This window comes from Niallia tiangongensis (assembly GCF_044704065.1).
GTDB lineage: Bacteria > Bacillota > Bacilli > Bacillales > Cytobacillaceae > Niallia > Niallia tiangongensis.
The window spans coordinates 3,339,288-3,356,727 of the sequence record NZ_CP162613.1; the positions used below are offsets into that span (position 1 = coordinate 3,339,288).

The 17,440-nt window shown below is 35.8% G+C and carries 15 protein-coding genes and 1 other annotated feature; all 15 genes read right to left on the reverse strand.

The features are described 5' to 3' along the window. Positions 1-125 precede the first annotated feature (125 nt). Complete coding sequence (locus tag AB3U99_RS16145) at positions 126-1,889, reverse strand: peptidoglycan D,D-transpeptidase FtsI family protein (protein WP_400242580.1); 1,764 nt, start codon at positions 1,887-1,889, stop codon at positions 126-128. Between the two features lie 95 nt (positions 1,890-1,984). Continuing rightward, positions 1,985-2,461 (reverse strand): transcription elongation factor GreA, encoded by a 477-nt coding sequence (greA, locus tag AB3U99_RS16150; RefSeq protein ID WP_400242581.1) that lies wholly within the window; start codon positions 2,459-2,461, stop codon positions 1,985-1,987. Between the two features lie 1,002 nt (positions 2,462-3,463). Continuing rightward, positions 3,464-4,099: a uridine kinase gene (gene udk / locus AB3U99_RS16155; protein ID WP_400242582.1), complete on the reverse strand. Its 636-nt coding sequence runs from the start codon at positions 4,097-4,099 to the stop codon at positions 3,464-3,466. 5 nt (positions 4,100-4,104) lie between these two features. Then, complete coding sequence (locus AB3U99_RS16160) at positions 4,105-5,373, reverse strand: U32 family peptidase (RefSeq protein ID WP_400242583.1); 1,269 nt, start codon at positions 5,371-5,373, stop codon at positions 4,105-4,107. 19 nt (positions 5,374-5,392) lie between these two features. After that, the gene (locus AB3U99_RS16165; RefSeq protein ID WP_400242584.1) at positions 5,393-6,322 is read right to left on the reverse strand and encodes a peptidase U32 family protein; all 930 of its coding nucleotides are present in this window, start codon (positions 6,320-6,322) and stop codon (positions 5,393-5,395) included. Beyond that, entirely contained in the window at positions 6,322-6,966 is a 645-nt protein-coding gene (locus AB3U99_RS16170) for an O-methyltransferase (protein ID WP_400242585.1), read from the reverse strand. The genes AB3U99_RS16165 and AB3U99_RS16170 overlap by 1 nt, the downstream gene beginning before the upstream one ends. A 309-nt stretch (positions 6,967-7,275) precedes the next feature. Further along, positions 7,276-8,406 carry an endolytic transglycosylase MltG gene (gene mltG, locus AB3U99_RS16175; RefSeq protein WP_400248101.1) on the reverse strand — a complete coding sequence of 377 codons (1,131 nt, stop codon included), beginning with the start codon at positions 8,404-8,406 and terminating at the stop codon, positions 7,276-7,278. 320 nt (positions 8,407-8,726) lie between these two features. Beyond that, complete coding sequence (locus tag AB3U99_RS16180) at positions 8,727-9,014, reverse strand: DUF1292 domain-containing protein (protein WP_400242586.1); 288 nt, start codon at positions 9,012-9,014, stop codon at positions 8,727-8,729. A gap of 13 nt (positions 9,015-9,027) precedes the next feature. Then, positions 9,028-9,444, reverse strand: coding sequence for a Holliday junction resolvase RuvX (ruvX, locus tag AB3U99_RS16185; protein WP_400242587.1), 417 nt, complete (start codon positions 9,442-9,444; stop codon positions 9,028-9,030). 4 nt (positions 9,445-9,448) lie between these two features. Then, positions 9,449-9,715: an IreB family regulatory phosphoprotein gene (locus AB3U99_RS16190; protein WP_031538876.1), complete on the reverse strand. Its 267-nt coding sequence runs from the start codon at positions 9,713-9,715 to the stop codon at positions 9,449-9,451. Between the two features lie 75 nt (positions 9,716-9,790). Beyond that, positions 9,791-12,418 carry an alanine--tRNA ligase gene (gene alaS / locus AB3U99_RS16195; protein ID WP_400242588.1) on the reverse strand — a complete coding sequence of 876 codons (2,628 nt, stop codon included), beginning with the start codon at positions 12,416-12,418 and terminating at the stop codon, positions 9,791-9,793. Positions 12,419-12,504: 86 nt separating this feature from the next. Further along, positions 12,505-12,737, reverse strand: a binding site (T-box leader). 59 nt (positions 12,738-12,796) lie between these two features. Then, positions 12,797-13,876, reverse strand: coding sequence for an AI-2E family transporter (locus AB3U99_RS16200; RefSeq protein WP_400242589.1), 1,080 nt, complete (start codon positions 13,874-13,876; stop codon positions 12,797-12,799). A gap of 130 nt (positions 13,877-14,006) precedes the next feature. Beyond that, a complete protein-coding gene (locus AB3U99_RS16205) occupies positions 14,007-14,138 on the reverse strand; it encodes a DUF3918 family protein (RefSeq protein ID WP_400242590.1) in 132 nt (43 codons plus the stop codon). A gap of 55 nt (positions 14,139-14,193) precedes the next feature. After that, positions 14,194-14,382 (reverse strand): hypothetical protein, encoded by a 189-nt coding sequence (locus AB3U99_RS16210; RefSeq protein ID WP_016202904.1) that lies wholly within the window; start codon positions 14,380-14,382, stop codon positions 14,194-14,196. Positions 14,383-14,996: 614 nt separating this feature from the next. Continuing rightward, positions 14,997-17,414: an ATP-dependent RecD-like DNA helicase gene (locus AB3U99_RS16215; RefSeq protein WP_400242591.1), complete on the reverse strand. Its 2,418-nt coding sequence runs from the start codon at positions 17,412-17,414 to the stop codon at positions 14,997-14,999. Positions 17,415-17,440: the final 26 nt, after the last annotated feature.

Consider the following 17,440-nt stretch of genomic DNA (forward strand, 5'->3'; position numbering starts at 1 on the left):
TCTCCTCCTAATGACTTCCATTCTTTATATATAAGCAATAGCTTCCCATTCGATTCTTTTTTCACTGTTCATATTTTAACATGATAGTGCACTTTTAGAAAAGTACGAACCCAATGTGTTTGCCTTTATTGATTCGGAGCTTGCTGCTTTTCATATACTCCCTTAACTACATCTGCAAAAAGTTGGTTTACTCCACCTTCATCTGAAAAGACATCTAAATTTACCGTTACTAAAGCATACTTAGGTTTATCAAATGGAAAGTAGCCTGCAAACCATTTATTATGAAGCTGCTTACCACCTTGAAATACACCTGTTTCCGCCGTTCCTGATTTGCCTGCAACCGTGTAAGGAAGATCTTGAAACCATCTCCCTGTCCCTTTGTCGTTCGTTACAACTTCTCTTAATAGCTTTTGCAGTCTTGATGCAGTATAAGGAGATAATTTTTCCCCGTCTAGCTCTTGTTTATCAAAAGAGTAAAAGGTCGTTCCATTTTTGTATTGAATATCTGATACGATTTGTACACTTTCCTTCGTCCCTCCTCTAGCAATGGTAGCCATCATATTGGCAACAGCTAGTGGTGTAACCCGAACTTCATGTTGGCCTATTCCAGTTAAAGCAACATAGTTTTTATCCTTTTTTGCTTCCTCATTAAGAAACACTCTACCCTTTTCTTCTCCACTAAACTGCTGAAAATCTGCTGAATGAAAAACACTGCCTTTCCAGCCAACTAAGCTAGTTAAAGATAATTTCCCGGCATATTCTTCGATTAAGTTCACATCTATGTCTTTTATTTCTTTTGCTAATGTTCCAAATGTATTGTTACAGCTAACAGCAAAACTTTCTGTAAAGTTTAGCATCCCATGCTGATAATTTGGGTCTGGGTCACCGTTAATCTTTTTACCACAATTAAATTGCCTATTAGGGTCATCCAATTTGTTATCAATTGCGGCAGCTGCGATGACGGTTTTAAAAACAGATCCAACAATTTGCTGCTTTAACATATAGTTATTTACTCCGTCTGTCTGATATGGATTTGCTTTATTTATCGTTGGTCTTGAAACCATTGCCGCAACAGAATTATCCTCTAGATCCAACAGAACAAGTCCACCCTTCTTTATGCCTTGTTCATCCACTAATCTTTCAGCCATCTCCTGTAGTTCGGTATCTATCGTGGTTCGAACATTAACAGGGTAAAAAGGATTTGCTGGTTCTACGTATTTAACATTTAAGCCAAATAGCGGTCCCCCTTTTGCATCAACATGGTAAACAAGCTTTGATTCCCCATCCGGCAACAGAAATTCATCAAAGCTTCTTTCCAAACCTGTTAAGCCAATTAATGTATTACTCGATAACTTTCTATCTGGATAACGCTTTTGTATTTCTTCTTCGTTTTGTCCAGTAATGCCAAGCAATTGTTCTGCAATATTGTTATTGATATGAAATTTTTTCTCAGCAGCAAATACACCTGGTATTTTCAGCTCATTGATAGCAGACATTTGGCTGCTCGTTAATTCTATAGGTTCCTTACCGCCAAAGACTACTGGATCTTTGGCATCTAAAATACTTTTCTTTACATTGTATTCACTTGTCCCAATAATATCCGCTACTTTTTTGCTATCCCAATCCATTTTATTTAAAAATGGAAATAATATCAAAACTGCTTTTGTCTGATGTGTTAGAGCATTCCCATTTTTATCAAGAAAGGTTCCCCGACCATTATCTAATTCCATTTCCTGGGATCTTTGTTTTACACTTGCCTCTACCAAATTAATATTATGCTTAGTAAAATGGTTTGTCTCTACTAACTGAACTTGTATTAACCGACCAAGCAAAACACAAAGAGCGAATAAAAAAACAATGCCAATGCCAACAATTCTTCTTCTCCACATAAAAAACACCTCATCAAGAGTGTTGACGAGGTGTCTCCTTTATAAACAAATCCATGATAACTTTTTATTTCGTTACCAACTCATTTAAATCATACTTATTTAATTGTAACGATTTGCACATTCATTTCTCCACCTGGAGTTTGTACAACTACCTTGTCTCCAACTTTTTTGCCGAATAAGCTTTTTGCAATTGGAGAATCGTTAGAAATTTTCCCTTCAAACGGATCAGCCTCCGCGCTACCAACGATTGTATACGTTTCTTCCTCTCCGTCTGGAAGCTCGATAAAAGTAACCGAGCTGCCAAGAGAAACAGTGTCTCGATCAAGTTCATCCTCAGAGATTATTTTTGCATTACGAATCATATTTTCAATTGTCGTAATACGGCCTTCTACAAACGCTTGCTCTTCTTTCGCTGAATCATACTCTGAGTTTTCGGATAAATCCCCAAAACTACGTGCAATTTTAATACGTTCCACTACTTCTTTACGTTTTACCGTTTTTAATTGCTCTAATTCCTGTTCTAATTTTTCTTTACCTGCTAATGTCATTGGAAATTCTTTTTCGATTGCCAAAATCTTCACTCCTTCAAGTATGGGATTAGTAGAAAAAATAACATAATTGCTATTCTAAAAAACCCCTAATAAATTATGTATTAAAGATAATAGCACGACAACTTTGGATAGACGCGCTTTTTTTCTAATAGAATGAGTTTAATACGGATTGAAGAAAAAAGAAAGCATTTTCTATCAGATTATCCGTTCTGCTTTAACATTTTTTCACTGATTAGTGGTTTTTTGTTAAAAATTGATTACCTTTAATGAAGTTCACCTTGTTCACTCCATTGCGTTTCTAAAACTCTATTCCTCTTCTTCCTGTTATCTTAACCCATTGGTTCTTACATAATCAATATGGAAAATGAGCCTGGAACATTAGTATTTCCGCTAGCGATAAACACGAACAGTTATACAAAACTAATGTGTAATTTTTCTTGTTTTAAGTTTTAAAAAAAGATTTCAGTAAAGTCTGTTGTTAATACCAGCAGCCCGAATACACTTCGCTTTCCGTGGGGCGAGCGCCGAGCCGCTTCACAGCTCACGTTCCTGCAGGATCTCGGACTTTCTCGCAGCTCCCATAGGAGTCGAGCGGCCGCCTCTCCAAACCAACTTATATTTGCTTTTAAAGACCCAAATCCTCATTTAATTTGGATAACTATACTTTTTCAATGTCCGCCTCGTTAATCTCACAGGAGTCGACGTTATTCAGGCTGCTCAGTTCTTCCAAATAAAAAATCTATAAAAACTAAGTGGAATGGAGCGGAAGAACTTAACTCCTGCGGGAAGTAGAGACGCTTTAGACCCCGCATAGCTTCCTCCCCGGCGCATTGAGTGTCCGTAGCGCAATGGAACGAATTGGTTTTTACACTCGACCATACTTAAAATCATAAAAAAATAGTATGAAAAAGTAGCCATTTTAAAAGAGATTAATTAGAGATTGTTCGTCTTTACAAATTGGCTATTTAGTTTTGTCCCAGCCTCATTTGCCTTAGAACTTTTTAATGAATACTATCTAATGTTTCATAAAAGCGATTTTTGTTCGAGAATTGTTTGAATTTTTGTAACCATCAAATCAATTGCTACATGATTATGGCCACCTTCAGGAATGATAATATCTGCATATCTCTTCGTTGGTTCTATAAATTGATTATGCATTGGTCGAACTACATTAACATATTGTTCAATCACGGAGTCAATGGATCTTCCTCTTTCCTTGATATCTCTCATTAATCTTCTAATAATGCGCAAATCAGCGTCTGTATCCACAAACAGCTTCATATCCATTAAATCTCTGAGACCCTCATCCTCTAATATTAAAATACCTTCAACAATAATTACATCCTTTGGCTCAACAAGTATCGTTTCATCTGAACGGGTATGCATGGCATAATTATATACAGGCTTTTCAACCGACTCATAATTTAATAATTTTTGAATATGGTTTATTAATAACTCCGTATCAAATGCGAGGGGATGATCATAATTTGTTTTCAATCTCTCCTCAAAAGGTAAATGAGATTGGTCTTTATAGTAATAATCTTGCTCGATCATTAATATCGAATGTCCTTTAAAATGTTCAAATATAGCTTTGGTCACACTTGTTTTTCCAGAACCGGAGCCACCTGCGACACCTATAACTACTGGTTTCGGCTGCATGATAATTAAAGCTCCTTTCGCATCATATTATTTGGATAAACAGGGTGATCCACCTTAAATTTAACAATCTGTAATGGATGTCTCGCAGCAGCGATTTCGTTACCGTCTGCATCCCAAATTTTTTCAACAATCATTGTAAAATTATCGATTTCTGGACCGAAAAATTCGACTTCCTGCCCCTGTTTAAAGAAGTTTCTTTGTTGTAATGTTACCATGTTAGTCTCTTCATTATAATCCAGCACTAAACCAGCAAAGTCAAATGTGGTCTTTTTGCTATGATTTCCAAACATTTGCTCTTTATACCCTGGCTGTCCTTCAAAGAAAGCAGGAGCTGTGTCTCGATTTGCACATTTATCCAGTTCTTTTAGCCACTCCTCTTGAATGACAAAATTGTCTGGGTCAGCACAATAAGCATCAATAACTTTTCGATAAACACTAACAACAGTTGCAATATAATGAATAGATTTCATTCTACCTTCAATTTTTAAACTGTCAATGCCTAGTTCAATCATATGTGGAATCGATTCAATTAATTTTAAGTCTTTCGGGCTCATTGCAAAAGGTGCATCCCCATCAGTAAATAAAGCCTGCTCTTCGTCTCCCTCTTGCTTGTACAGATCATAGTCCCAACGACAGGATTGACAGCATCCACCACGGTTCGAATCTCTGGCAGTCATATGATTACTTAATGTACATCGACCTGAATAAGCAATGCACATTGCACCATGGATGAAAGTCTCGATTTCAATATCTACTTTTTCTTTCATTTCTTTTATTTCGTCAGCACTCGTTTCGCGAGCAAGCACAACACGTTCTAATCCTTCTTCCTTCCAATACTGAACGGCCTTCCAGTTAGAAAGAGATTGCTGTGTACTTAAATGTACCTCAATTTCTGGCGCTACTCGTCGACAAGTTTCAATGATTAGAGGATCCGCAACAATTATTCCGTGAACACCTGCTGTCTGTAACCCTAATAAGTAATCTTCCAAACCATCGATATTTTCGTTATGTGCAAAAATATTTGTTGTTACATATATTTTCGCCTGGAATTTTTTAGCAAACTCCACTCCTTCTTTCATTTCTTCAAAAGTGAAATTTCCTGCATTTGAACGAAGTCCATACTCTTGCCCACCAATAAATACAGCATCTGCCCCGTAAGCAACAGCAATTTTTAGTTTTTCTAAATTACCAGCTGGTGCTAATAGTTCCGGTTTCTTTACAATTACTCTTTTTCCATCTCTTATTTCAGAAATAGGATCTTTAACTATTGTCATTTCCCTTCTCCTCCATTTTTTAGTAAACCGTTTCTTTAAAGAAAAATCCTGTATCTAATGGTCTATTAGGTGGTTGAATTTTTTCCATTTCAGCAAGTAAATTGTCTTTTTCTTCGTCATATAGCTCTGGATTATTTAAGTACATTGATATCGCTTTATGATAAAAGCCAGTAACCGCAATAATATATGCTGAATCTTTTAGAAGACCATCGATTTTAAAAGAATCAATACCAGCATCTATAAGGTCTTGAAGCTCGTCAATGATACAAATATCGTTTGGACTCATAATATGCGTTCCATTTTCGTCCTGAAAAATAGGATATTTATTTGCTCTTTCTTTATCATGCAGAAAGAAACTCTTATCCTTTTTGCTAGCTTCCAATTCTACTTCTTTCCCTTGATATTGGAAATAGTGTTCTAGCAAGGTACGTTTTGATTGGAACATTGTTGCCATTCCATGAACCTGAATTTCTATTTCTACTTCTGCATTCTCTTTTGTTTCAATAATAGCATCCATGCTAATTTCTCTCGCCAGAACTGCTCTTTTAGCTCCTTTTCGACCCCAGTAATTACATGTATACCAATTCGTTCCTGTCGTTTCTGTACTCCAATGTAATTTCAAGCTTGGAGCTACCTCTCTAGCAATCATTAAAACAGCTGGATCTCCATAGATAACGGCGTCTGCTTTCACATCATTTAAAAAACGAAGATATTCTGTGACATCCTCTATTTTATTATTATGAAAAATAGCATTTACAGCTATATAAACCTTTTTTCCTCTTTGATGAGCTATTTCAATCGTTTTTTTTACTGCCTCACGATTAAATTCACCAGCCAATCTCAAACCAAATTTTTGCTCACCAATCACAAAGGCATCTGCTCCATTATCAATAAGTGGCTCAATATCATTTATGCTGGTTGGCGTTACTAGTAATTCCGGTTTTTTCATTATAATCCCCTCTTTTTACTAATTGCAATACCGTCTCCCACAGGCAAAATTGCTGTGTAATATTCCTGATTTTCCATAAGCCATTGATTGTAATTTCTTATTTTACGTACTAATTGGCGAAGGTTTCTGCTCTCTATCTCACTTGATGCAACTAAACCGTGAAATAGTATATTATCTGTATATACGATTCCGTCAGCTGATAAAAACTGGCTATATAGATTGAAAAACTTTTGATACTGACCTTTTGCCGCATCAATGAAAATGGCATCAAACGGCCCATGATGTTTTACAGCGGAATCAAGTTCAAGGGCATCACCTTGCAATAAGATCACCTGTGACTCCTTTTTAAGCTTGTTTACATTTTCTTTCGCAACTAAATACCGTTGTTCATCTCTTTCAATTGTTATTATTTGAGAAAACGGGAGTACCTCTGCCATTCTTAATGCGGAATAGCCAATAGCCGTACCAACCTCCAATATTTTTTTAGGCTGCTGAATACGCAATAATTGTAATAATGCTTCTATCCCTACTAATTCCATGATCGGCACTTCATTTTGTCGAGCATACTCTTCTATTTCTCTCAACTGCTCATTTCTTTCTGGAATTAATTGTTCAATATAATCCAGGATTTGTTTATTTTGCAAGGATGAGTCCCTCCTATTTTCCTTAAAGCCCTATCCTTTTTTTGTCCTCTACCTAAAAATAGTTAGCTTCTGATTAAGAACCTAACAACTCATTAAAAGTGTATGAAATTCGGGTAATTGATTAATATATACTCAAAAACACTTGTACCATTTTATCATAAAATATTGTTGAATGCTAATAAATCTTCGGTTATCAATGGTAAATAACATATAATATTTGACGATTTTTCGAACGGGCTAGGATGGAAATCAAGATAGTTCAAACTAGACAAGAAGACTGCAGCACTTCTTTTGCCTGCAGTCTCTTTTTTAATTATTCTCCGTAATATACTTAGCTTTCAAATCATTATGCTCATTTAGCGATTTAGAGAAATATACTTTCCCATCCTTCGAAGCTAGAAAATATAAATAATCTGTTTCTTCTGGATGCAACGCAGCTTCCATGGAAATTGTTCCAGCATTCGCAATTGGGCCTGGAGGTAATCCTACATTTTGATAGGTATTATATGGGGAATTTACCTCTAGGTCTTCATAAAGCACTCTATCCTTATGTTCACCTAATGCATAGAGGACAGTAGGGTCTGTTTGCAAAGGCATGCCTTGTTCAATCCGGTTATAGAAGACACTTGCAATTTTTTTTCGATCCACATTTTTTGTCGCCTCTTCTTCAATTAAAGAGGACATTGTCAAAAATTGATGAACGGTTAAATTATCTCTTGCGATTTCCGTTTCATATGCGTTTACAACACTTTCTGTTTTATCAAGCATAACAGAGACGATTGCTTCTAGTGTTGGTTTTTCTTCATAATAAGAATACGTGGCAGGGAATAAATATCCTTCAAGTGGATACTTAATATTTTTTGCCCAGATTTCTGTTGTCAGAATATCAGGATACTTTGCCATTAACCCCTTAATAAACGTCTCGTCATTTAATTGCTTCCAAATTTCATCTTCTTTTTGATTTGTTTTTTCTGCAATAATAGCAGCTATTTCCTTGAGCTGTTTGCCTTCAGGTATCGTCATAGTAAAAACTGGCTCCTGCATAATCTTGCCTGTTTTTAAGCTTTCAATGATTTCCTGAATCGACATGGAAGGATTCATATGATACTCCCCTGCCATAAAATTCGACTCATTTTTAAATTTCACATAATATTTAAACACCTTTGCATTTTTTACGAGTCCATTATCTTCAAGCAATTGAGAAATAGTGCTTACACCAGAACCAATTGGAATATCAATAATAATTTCTTGATCACTTTCAGAGCTAACTGGTTGAAGTGCTGATTTTATATAGAAATAACCAGATGTCCCTACAACGGCTACAATTATAATTAATATAAGGGCAACGATTGCCACTATTCTTCTTACTAATTTCGCTTCTTGTTGTCTCTGATTTAAATTAGCTAAAAATAACTCTTTCTTACTCTTTGAAGCATTCATTTCGTCTTTATTTTTAGTCAACCTTTTCCCTCCTTGACACACACCAATCAAACATTTTTTACATTTCTCGACCTATTATACTATATTTTGCAAAGGAAGTTGTAGCTTTTATCGAAATTTACATATAGATGGGACGCAGAGAAAGATGGATAGTAACATTTACATAGGGTATTTTCGTATAATTTGTTGTTTTTTATGCCGTTTTTGTACTTTCTGGATCGCTCCATTCACTCTTGTTTTACCTAATAATGAAAGCAACAATCTTTACAAATACAATCAAAAAAAAAAAGAGCCCTAAAGGACTCTTTTTTAAACATTAATTATTCTTCTTCTTGTTCTGCAAGGAATGTATTTAACATTTCTTCAACAAGATCCCATTCTTCTTCTGTTTCAATTGGAGAAAGCTCACCGTCTCCTGTTTCTTCATTTGGAATGAAAGAAGATGCGTGGATATCGATTTCTTCATCTTCATCTCCTTCTCCCATTGGATAATATAATACATATGATTTTCCAAATTCATCAGATTCAAATGTAAACAGAATTTCACATAATTGTTCATTTCCTTGCTCGTCTACAACTGTAATTGTATTAGTTTCGCCGTGTTCCATTATTTCCACCTCATTATTTTTGACTGTCTAAATACCCTTGCAAAATCAAGGATGCAGCCATTTTATCGATAACTTTTTTGCGTTTTTTTCTACTAACATCTGCTTCTAAAAGGATTCTTTCAGCAGCCATTGTTGTTAGTCTTTCATCCCAAAAAACAACTGGTAATTCAAATCGTTCTTCTAATAGCTTGCCATACAATTGACTAGCTTCGCCACGAAATCCTATACTACCATTCATATTTTTCGGAAGTCCAACCACTATTTTACCTACATCATACTCAACAATCAAGGATTCAATACGATCTAGGCCAAATCGTTCTTTTTCTTCGTCGATTTGAATTGTTTCTATTCCTTGTGCTGTCCACCCTAAAGCATCACTAACAGCTACTCCTACTGTTTTTGAGCCAACATCTAAGCCCATTACTCGCATATGTTTATTCCTCTCGTTGCTGTTTTAAATAAAACTTCACAAGTTCCTCAATGATTTCATCACGCTCTAATTTTCTGATGATATTCCGCGCATCCATATGACGGGGTATATAAGCAGGATCCCCGGAAAGCAGATAACCAACAATTTGATTAATCGGATTATATCCTTTTTCTTGAAGTGCTTCATATACTTGATAAAGGACTTCTTTTACATCATGTTCATATGGTTCTTCTGGAAAATTGAATCTCATTGTTTTATCGAATGAGCTCATTTTGAAACACCCCATTTCCTTTTCGAACAATTTCTGTTTAGAGTTATCTACATTTTACACTACTTGTCCCTAATATCAAACGGATTTCACATAATCTTCTACAAAATCGAGGGCATCTTTTAGTTTAGATGGATCCTTTCCGCCTGCTTGAGCCATATCTGGACGACCGCCGCCGCCGCCGCCGCATATGGAAGCCACTTCTTTAACAATCTTCCCTGCATGGAAGCCTCTATCCATTAAATCTTTTGTGACACCAGCAATGATATTTACTTTTCCTTCATTTGCACTTCCAAGTACTAAAACAACAGAACCAATTTTTTGTTTTAATTCATCAGCCATTGAACGAAGATTATTCATATCCACATTTGGTATTGATGCTGCAAGCACAGGCACCCCATTTACCATTTTCACTTTTTCTACAAGATTACCTGCTTCTATATTGCTTAGTTTTGCAGCAAGAGACTCATTTTCACGTTGTAACTGCTTTACTTCAGTAAGAAGACTATCAATACGTGTAGCAACATCCTTTGGATTTGTTTTTAATTTATTTGCAGCATCTTTTAATAAGTGAATTTGATCTGTTAATTGTTGATATGCTGCTTGTCCAGTTACTGCTTCTATACGTCTAGTTCCAGCACCGATTCCAGCTTCTGATACAATTTTAAATAAACCGATTGCTGAAGTGTTGTCTACATGACAGCCACCACATAATTCTAAACTATATGAACCAACTTGAACAACACGCACGATTTTTCCATATTTTTCACCAAATAGAGCCATTGCTCCCATCGCTTTTGCTTCATCGATATTTTTATAATCAATTTGCACTGCGATACTTTCCCAAATTTTTTCATTTACGATTTTTTCAATTTCATCTAATTCCTCAGCTGTAATTTGTCCAAAATGAGAGAAATCAAAACGTAAACGATCTGGTTGTACTAGGGAACCTGCTTGATTAACATGTGTTCCTAAAACATCCTTTAATGCCTGATGCAATAAATGAGTAGCTGTATGGTTCTTAACAATTTTCGAACGATTTTGACGATCTACTGTAGCTTTTAATACATCATTAACCATAATAGCTCCCGTTTCAATCGTTCCTCTATGCAAGTTTTGACCATTAGGTGCTTTTTGAACATCTTCTACTCGAATAGTGACATGATCAGATTTTACGCTTCCCTTGTCAGCAATTTGACCGCCGCTCTCTGCATAAAATGGTGTCTTATCTAAAATAAATTGAATTTCGTCACCAGCTTCAGCTGACTCAACTTCTTCTCCATTCTTCAATAAAGCAACTATTTTAGCTTCTGTTTCCCACTGTTCGTAACCGACAAATTGACTATCCACCTTGATATTTCCTAAAACTCCACTTTGAACTTGCATACTGTCTACTTCTTGACGAGCTTTTCTTGCACGATCACGCTGACTTTCCATTTCCCTTTCAAAACCTTCATGATCAATGCCAAGACCTTGTTCCTCCGCATATTCCTCTGTTAGTTCAACTGGGAAACCATAGGTATCATATAAACGGAAAATATCTTCTCCTGCTATTACGCCCTTTTCTTTTGCTTTCTCCATTACTTCGGAAAGAATTCCAAGACCTTCATTTAATGTTTCATGAAAACGTTCTTCTTCACTTTTCATTACTTTTTGAATGAACTCTGTCTTTTCCTTCACAGTTGGATAATAATCAACCATAATTTCTGCAACAACTGGAACTAATTCAAACATAAATGGACGATTAATGTTAATTTTCTTTGCATATCTTACTGCTCTACGCAATAATCTTCTTAAAACATAGCCTCTTCCTTCATTCGATGGAAGTGCTCCGTCACCAATCGCAAAAGCAACTGTACGTATATGGTCTGCGATTACTTTAAATGCTTCATCACTTTGTGAATCCTCACCATACTGCACGTTTGCCAATTCCTCTGTAGCTTGAATAATTGGCATAAATAAATCAGTATCAAAGTTTGTTGGCACATTTTGAACAACAGATGCCATTCGCTCCAAGCCCATTCCAGTATCTATATTCTTCTTTGGAAGTGGTGTATAAGTACCATCTGGATTATGATTAAATTCAGAGAAAACAAGATTCCAAACCTCTAAATAACGATCATTCTCTCCACCTGGATATAATTCTGGATCATTGATATCGTCACCATATTCTGGACCACGATCATAGAAAATTTCTGTATTAGGACCACTTGGACCTTCCCCGATATCCCAGAAATTTCCTTCTAAACGGATGATTCGATTCTCTGGAACACCAATCTTATCTCTCCATAAGAGATATGCTTCTTCATCTTCTGGATGAATCGTTACAGATAACTTCTCTTTATCAAAGCCAATCCATTTCTCGTCAGTCAAAAACTCCCAAGCCCATTCAATCGCTTCTTCTTTAAAATAATCACCGATAGAAAAATTGCCCAGCATCTCAAAGAATGTATGGTGACGAGCTGTTTTCCCTACGTTTTCAATATCATTTGTTCGGATAGACTTTTGTGCATTTGTTATTCTTGGATTTTCTGGAATTACTCGACCATCAAAATATTTTTTCAAGGTAGCAACTCCACTATTAATCCATAATAAAGATGGATCTTCATGGGGAACTAAAGACGCGCTTGGTTCAATCGCATGTCCTTTGCCCTGGAAAAATTCTAAAAATTTGCTTCTGATTTCTGCGCCAGTTAAATTCTTCATCACATTTCCTCCTATTTCACTTTATGTATTTCCTTACAGATATAGAGTTTGACCATTTTTCGGCATAAAAAAAACTTCCATCCCTGGACAGGGACGAAAGTATTGCTCGCGGTACCACCCTGATTATGGATAAAAGTATTCGAAGATACTAAAATTTATTATCCATCTCTCAATTGTCCTTAACGCGGAAAACGGCAGGGATTAGCTGCATTCAAGAACTAGCTTTCAATTATCCTTCACTAAGAACTCCTTTCAGCCAAAGGGAATTCCTCTCTTTTCAAGTGGTCTATAATCTACTTTTTTCTTTCACCATTTTATCCATATATGCTTCATTCGAATTATACTGATTAATAGGCAGTATTGTCAATATCGGTCTATTTATATACGTTTTATTTCCGGCTCTTTTTTTCCAAAGTGTTTTCTCATATGGATAATTGCCACTTTCGCTATCGATAATAGCGGAACAGCAACAATCATGCCAACCAACCCTCCTATCTCTTCGCCTAACAGAAGGGCAAACATAATAAATAGCGGATGCATATGGGTGCTTTTCCCCACAATGTAAGGGGATAAAATATTCCCTTCAAGAAACTGCAGAATAATAATGATGATGACCACAATAATCAGCATTTTAACAGAAACAGTACTTGCCACAATTAAAGCAGGTATAGCACCAATAATAGGTCCAAAATATGGAATGACATTGGTTACACCTACAATGATTCCCAGTACTAGCGCAAACTTCATATGAAAAACCCAAAATAGCATCATTGAGATGACGCCAATAATTGTACAAACCAATAATTGTCCTCTTATATAGCTACCTAATGATTCGTTTACATCCTCCAAAAATACATGAGCACTATTGCGCCATTTTCTAGGAATTAATCCATTAAATGCTTTTCGTACCGCATCAATATCCTTGAGCATATAAAAGGAGATAAATGGAATAAGCATAATAACAATTGAATAATTGATAATTCCCATTGCCCCATTAATTACCTTATTCACAAGAGATTCCATCTTCGTTTCAAATATGTCAATCCCTCGGTCAACTCTTTCCTGAATATTAAATGGCCAAGATTCCATTTTATCTTGAATCGAGTTAATCAGATCTTTATATTGTTCTGCAAGCTTGGGAGCACTTTCCGTCAATTCTTCCAGCTGTTGAATAAGAATGGGGATTCCTTTATATAAGGCATATCCAACTCCACCGAAAAAAAGGATATAGATAAGTGCAACAGATAATCCTCTATGTAAACCTTTTTTATGTAGTATCTCTACAATAGGATGCAATAAATAGGTAATAAATGCTCCAATGATAAAAGGAGTAATTACCTTTGCGATAAGACTTAAAATGGGTAACCATATTGGTGATAATTTTATGAACACAAATAAAACAATAAATAGTAATAATGTAAATCCTAATCGGTAATACCATTTTATTCTTATATCCATTTCCTTGCCTCCCTCCTAAATTATTGTGAGAGATAGAAGGAATTTTTATGCATATTCTAATCCATATCCATTCGTTCATTAAAAAAAGACTGTAGATGTTCAAACTTGTCTACAGTCTCCCTACTAATAATTAGAACATTTTCATTACTTTTTTTTGCATTCTTTTTACTTGCTTTTGACTTATCATATTATTTTTTTGTAAATAGCCTATCGCTGCTATACCAGCACCAATTGCTATAGCTGTGTTTATCGCTTTACCCATTTTACCTTGCACCCCTTTTTATAGAAGAGAGCGCCAATACTATATAGAGAAGAACTTAACTTAATCGACGCTCTTCTTCTTCAAATAAATCGTCTAAAGAACTTAAACTACCATCTTCTTCTACTTGATGTGTATGAATAATCCCTTTTGTTAGCGATAATTCAATAAAGCAATTCCAGCAGTAGTATTGATTGATTCCAATTTTTCCAATATCTTTACTCTGGCAATTTGGACATTTGAGCATAGGAAAACACCCCATCTTCATTCGTTTCATGAAATATCCTAAAACACAGGAAATTTCAGGTAAGTATTCCCATTATGCTCAAAATAGCATCCAAATATACCAGACTTTCTTAGGAGTTGGCGATTTTTCCATGGAATTTAGAATCGATACTGGAATACTTGAAGAAGAATAACATTACTATTTTTCACTAAGGATTTAAAAACATGTAGTGCAAACTTTGGCAAAAAAAATTCCCTAAAGAGGGAATTTTAGTTTTAGACAAACCTCTAAATTTTAGAAATAGGCGTTTGTTTATAGAATAATTAGGCGCTGTTATTATTCATTGTTGATTTTCTAGTAGTATAAGAATATGAGAATTCATAACCGGAGAATTTCCGGCTAACGTATCGAGAGTGAGCTTAAGTAGCAGATATAAGCGGAGATATTCCGATTAACTGCTGAAAATAAGACAAAATCCAAAGATTTGGATACGATAAACGGAAAAATCTCTTTTATTTTCAAGGAAATGTTCGTATTTCCCCATTTAAACGGAATTATACCGTTTATTTTTCAAACACAGTAGAATCAACATTCCGTTATTACAAAGCCAATAATATACAGCTCATTTTAACGGCCTATGCTTCCATAAAATCATATGGAGTAATATTGTCCATGCCGATCATTGGGTCAATTTCATTTATTTTGCCTTCATACAATAAATCAAAAGACTCCTCTGTAGACAGCTCTGCTTTTTCATCTGGTTGGTAGACATCTGCAAACATTTCTTTGATTTTTTCTTTTAAGGTCGTTTGGCGATTTAGCTCGTCATTTCTGCTGACGCCTAGTTCCATCGCTTCTATTTCACCGCAAAGAATTAAAAATTGTTTACTTCTTGTGATGCCAGTATAAATGAGATTTCGTCTTAGCATCCGATAATAGCTTTTTACAATTGGCATGATAACGATTGGAAACTCGCTTCCTTGTGATTTATGAACAGAACAACAGTAAGCAAGGGTTATTTGATTTAAATCCTGTCTCGTATAAGTTGCTTCTATGCCATCAAAAGAGACAATAACCATATCTTGTTTTTCTGTATTTTCCTTCGCATAAAAAATCGATACAATTTCCCCCATATCTCCATTAAAAACATTGCTTTCTGGTTGATTGACAAGCTGAAGAACTTTATCACCAATTCGGTATGTAACCTCTCCAAATTTCAGCTCTTTTCTGGAGCCATCGGGATTGGGATTTAATATTTCCTGTAAAATAGCATTCAATCGATCAATCCCCGCTGGTCCTCTATACATCGGAGCCAAAACTTGTATATCCATAGGGGCAAATCCTTTATTTTTGGCATTTAGCACAATTTTTTCAATTGCTTGTGGAATTTGATTGGAAGAGCATTTTATAAACGAGCGATCCCCCTGCGGTATAAGTAAATTGGTTGGCAGCTGCCCCTTTTTCATTTCATGGGCTAGTTCGATTATAGAAGACCCTTCTGCTTGTCGGTAAATATCCTTCAGTTTAACAGTTGGGATGCAAGCTGAATCAAGCAAATCCTTTAACACTTGTCCTGGCCCTACGGATGGAAGCTGATCTTCATCCCCTACAATAATCACTTGAATATGTTCTGGTAAAGCTTTAAATAATTGATGCGCAAGCCATATGTCTACCATCGAAGTTTCATCCACAATTAAAATCTTTCCTTCGAGAGGATGATCCTCATCTCGCTCAAACGTTCCTGTTCCATTCCATCCTAATAAGCGATGAATTGTAACTGCAGGTAAACCTGTCGATTCTGCCATCCGCTTTGCTGCTCTTCCAGTAGGTGCCGCAAGAATAAAAGGATAAGGCTCATCATTTTTATAATCTTTCGGATCTAGCGAGCAGCCATGTAATTCTCCATACAATTCAACAATTCCTTTTATTACTGTCGTTTTCCCTGTACCAGGACCCCCTGTTAGTATAAGCATCGGAGACATCAGCGCCGTTTGAATTGCTTCTCGTTGCGATGGGGCATACTGGACACCTATACGATCCTCCAAATTTCCTAATGCAAGAAGAAATTCAGACTCTGGAAATTGGTCCTTGTACTCCGATTGTTCCATTACTCGCTTAATATTTCTTACAAGACCTTTTTCCGAGAAAAACAAGGAAGGTAAATATATTTTCTTATTTTCGACAATGATCTTCCCTTCTTCTTCCAGCTGGATAATTTGATCTGCTATTTGCGAAAATTCAATTTCCTCCTTTTGATTTTCTTCAAGCAGGGTTTTTACTTTTTCCAGCAAATGTTCAGCATGGAGGTAAACATGTCCCTCTTGATTACTGCATAACTCTAAAATATATAAACAGCCTGCTTTTAGGCGGTCGGGGTGATTTCCCGTTATCCCTATTTGTGCCCCTAAATCATCCGCTTTTCCAAATCCTATTCCTTCTATATCTTCCACCAATTTATAAGGATTGGTCTGCACTGTTTCTATTGTATTTTCTTTATATACTTGATAAATTTTCATTGATAATTGTGGACCAAACCCAAATTGATTAAGCGAAACCATTGCTTGTTCTAGGCCCTGATTTTTCATTAGAGTATCATATAATACCTTTGCTTTATCTGGAGCAAGTTTAGGCACCGTATCTAAAATGGATGGCTGATTCATAATTTTAGAAATAGCCTCTTCTCCCAATGTTTCCACAATATTTTCAGCTGTTTTTTCCCCAATCCCCTTAAACAGATTGCTGGATAAATAAGCGATAACCCCTTGTTTTGTTTGTGGCATCTCTTTTCGAAAGGAAGTTGCTTGCAGCTGCAGACCAAATCTTGGATGCTCTTTAAAATCACCGTAGAATGTATAAGTCTCTTCCTCATTCATCTTTGGCAAATAGCCTGTAATAACCGCTTCTTTATCATCATAATCATGATTGGTTTCATCTACTCTTATTCTTATAACAGAATAGAGATTTTGTTCATTATGAAAAATAGTAACAAGGTGACGTCCTTTTATATACTTTTTTTCTTTATCAAAAAGATCCAAAGAATTTTGCTCGTTCAACTGTCATCCTCCTTTCTTTTTCACCT